Source organism: Actinosynnema sp. NPDC023658 (assembly GCF_040639995.1).
In the GTDB taxonomy this organism is placed as follows: Bacteria; Actinomycetota; Actinomycetes; order Mycobacteriales; family Pseudonocardiaceae; genus Actinosynnema.
In genome coordinates this window covers 1-3,219 of the sequence record NZ_JBFAAX010000652.1, presented here as the reverse complement: position 1 = coordinate 3,219, position 3,219 = coordinate 1, and the positions used below count along the sequence as shown (strand labels likewise).

3 protein-coding genes are annotated in these 3,219 nt (G+C 70.0%); 2 read left to right on the top strand and 1 reads right to left on the bottom strand.

Annotated elements, in window-relative coordinates:
• Window positions 1-915: IS110 family transposase (locus AB0G02_RS32695; RefSeq protein ID WP_360801937.1), on the bottom strand; the 915-nt coding region annotated here is incomplete at its 3' end.
• Window positions 916-1,445: 530 nt separating this feature from the next.
• Here AB0G02_RS32695 and AB0G02_RS32690 point away from each other — a divergent pair.
• Together AB0G02_RS32690 and AB0G02_RS32685 are read left to right on the top strand one after the other, a co-directional pair.
• Window positions 1,446-2,120, top strand: coding sequence for a hypothetical protein (locus AB0G02_RS32690; protein WP_360801934.1), 675 nt, complete (start codon window positions 1,446-1,448; stop codon window positions 2,118-2,120).
• A gap of 376 nt (window positions 2,121-2,496) precedes the next feature.
• Window positions 2,497-2,982, top strand: coding sequence for a DUF5980 family protein (locus AB0G02_RS32685; RefSeq protein ID WP_360801940.1), 486 nt, complete (start codon window positions 2,497-2,499; stop codon window positions 2,980-2,982).
• Window positions 2,983-3,219: the final 237 nt, after the last annotated feature.

The following is a 3,219-nucleotide window of genomic DNA, read 5'->3' as shown; positions in this document are numbered from 1 at the left end:
GGCGGCCAGGTGCCCGGAGGTCTTGAAGCCCGTGGCGTCGCCGATTTCGAGCAGGATGCGGGCTGCGGTCCTGACTCCGATGCCGGGCCTCGAGGTCAGGACCCCGGCGAGAGGGTGGGCATCGAGTAGTCCCTCGACCTCGGTGGCGACCTGTTTGCGTTGCAGGCGAACGGTTTTCAGGCTGTCGGCCAGGCGGGGCAGCACCGTGTCCGCGGCCGTGGTGCCCGGGACGGTGACCGTCTGCTCCTCCAGCGCAGTCATGATCGCGGCGACCAGCTTGTCGCCCATGCGGGGTGCGTGGGCGGTGGCGATCGCGACCAGTTTGCGGCGGCCGGCCTTGGCGATGCCGGTCGGGCCGCCGCAGCGGGACAGGATCTCCAGCACCGCCGGGTGGCTGATCCTGGGGCCGATCGCGCGTTCCAGGGCGGGGTGGATGCCGGTGAGCAGGCCGCGGATGCGGTTGGAGAGTCGGGTGGCCTCACCGGCCAGGTCGTCGTCGAAGCCGACCAGCACGTCGAGTTCGGCCAGGGCTTCGTCGCCGACGTCGACCGGCCGCAGCGTGTGCGGCAGGCTGCGGGCCGCGTCGGCGATGACGAAGGCGTCCCGGGCGTCGGTTTTCGCGCGGCCGGGGTAGAGGTCGGCGATGCGCCGCATGGCCAGGCCGGGCAGGTAGGCCACCCGGTGCCCGGCCGCCCGTGCCACCGCGACCGGCAACGCCCCGATCGTCGCTGGCTGGTCGACCACCACCAGCAGCGGCCCGTGCGCGGCGAGCTTGTCGAACAACGCGCGCAGCCTGGGTTCGCTGTTGGGCAGAGGCGCGTCGTGCAGCCGCTTCCCGGCGGGGTCCAGGCCCACGGCATGGTGTTCGCCCTTGCCTACGTCCAGGCCGAGGAACACCCCGAAAGTGCTGGTCATCGGTCATGCCGTTCGTCCGTCGCGGGTGGCCGCAGGGGTGGGCATCGCAGGCCGGCACCCACGTTACGACGAGACCTACCCGAAGGTGGCCGTGTCCCTATCAGCGGTCCGGCGATGCCACCGGGTCCGGTGACACCACCCCCCGGATCATGCCTTCGACTGGGGGCGTCAGTCATGCCGGACCCGGCGACCACGACTCCTTGATCAGGAGCTACGAAAAAGGTAACGGGGGAGGTGACCGGGTCGGGTGCCGACGACTCGCCGGCCGCGGGTCCGCCCGGTCGTACCGCTCTCTTTCGGAGCAGCAAGCCACCGAGGATCCAACCCACGGTCACCGCCTTTTGCGCATCATCGCAAAACCGGCCCCCCGGACTCCGGGCGACCGCCATTTTCGGGAGAAAAGTCCGGCGCGGTACGCGAATCCGCATCGACCCGGGAGAAGTCCACTGACGTCGACCACGAGTTGAACACCGACCGGTGCGGCCGACGGTTCGTTCAACCTCTGCCACACGCCGGCCGCCACCACGGCGATGGACCACTTGTTCGTGCGCTTCTCCACCCGCAACAACCAGGTGCGGCTGGTCGCCAACCCCGCCGGCGCGGTTTATACCGACGACACGCCGACCCAGTCGAACGTGTCGACGAGCATCGCCCTCGGCGTGGTCGAACCGACCACCGCGGCCCGCGCCTGGTGCACCTTCGACACGATCAACCTGCTCTGGTCGCGCCGGGTCAACTCGACCACCCCGTGCTGGACGACCGCCGAGACGGTCGCCGCGACCTGCACCACTCTCACGGTGCGCCGGCAGACCGGGTCCACCGACGGCCCGTACTACGACCTGTCCGACGTCGTCCACCTGGCCGACGCCGGAGAGCTCGTCGTCGGCCACCTGCGCCTGGACCGAGGGCTTCGCGGACTCGGTCGCGGCCTACCTGCTGGGCGACCAGCGCTACGTGTGGCCGAGCGGCGCGTCGTACCCGTTCACCGCCGCCGTGAACTGGCAGACCGGCGACCAGGTGCAGGGCAACGTGGACGGCGCGCTGATCGCACTGGATGCGCACGCCATCAATACGGCCCCACGGTCGTCGGTGACAACGCTTACCACGCGCTCGGCAACGGCGGTGGTGGTCGCCCTGCAGCGCGGCGGGCCCTGCAGCGTCATCGTCCAGACGGTGGCCGAGTTCCCGCGTTGGACACCTCCTAGGCTTCGCAGCGCAGGAAGTTCACCGCGAACGGCGTCGGCACACACACCCTGACCAACCCCGCCACCGGCCGAATCGCTCCGGATCCAGCGGAGAGCAGGGAAACGCCGCCCGGTCACCCCGCACCGGGCGGCTCCGGTCAACGACGAGGCGTTCACGCGGGCGGGTATGGCGACACGTGATCAGGAAGAAGCCTTATCCGCCCACGAATCCAAGTCAGCGGGAAAAGGCCTCATCGAACGGGTGCAGCGAGAACTCGAACCCCTTGCCACGGGTAGCGGAAGCCGGAACCGGCCGAGAGGTCTCAGTGAACTCTGAGATCCGGTCGGTAGCGTCGGCCGAAGCGTTTCCGCGCCAGTTGAGGAGGATTCGGTGGGAATGACGTCCCGGATCGCCAGATCGGTGCTCATCCCGGTCTCGGCGCTCCTGCTGTCCCTGGTCGGCTCATCCGTCGCCGCGTCGGCACAGGCGGCCCCGCAAACCCGGACGTGGCAACTGCAGCACTTCCAGCCCGCACAGCGGATGTGCGTCCAGTACGGCCCCGAGGGGAGAACCCACCAGTCCTACCTCATCTTCGCCGTGACCGGGGACTGGTCCACCGACCTCGACTTCGGGATGCGCGACCTGCCCCCCGGTTGGACCGCCACGGCGAGCCACCTCCCGCCGGGCTCCAACCACCCCGACCCCGACGACGGCTCGGTCATGGTCAACGGGTTCATCGGCGTGCAGGGGTCCGCCACGGTGCCGTTGGCGACGTACCACGCGAAGATCTGGGTCTCGGACGGCACGGTGACCGAAACCGAGCCGGCCGACATCGTCGTCACGACGGCGTCCTGGGTCGACTGCATGCAAGCGCGAGGCTGAATCCCCCGGCACCACGGCTTGTGAGATGACGAGTCCGTCGTAGCGGGCGGTGCCGCACTCGACGACTTGGCGTTGTTCCAAAGGACGCGCAGTCGGCCGCGCGAGGCCCTTGACCTCCGCGGTCGGAGTGCGGAGGGTTGGTCACAACGCGCGCGGCCTGGCCGACGCGATGGTCGCCCAGCGGACCCGACTCCGCCGAACGGGCGGCCGCACCGGTGCCGGAGCCCGTGCGCGACG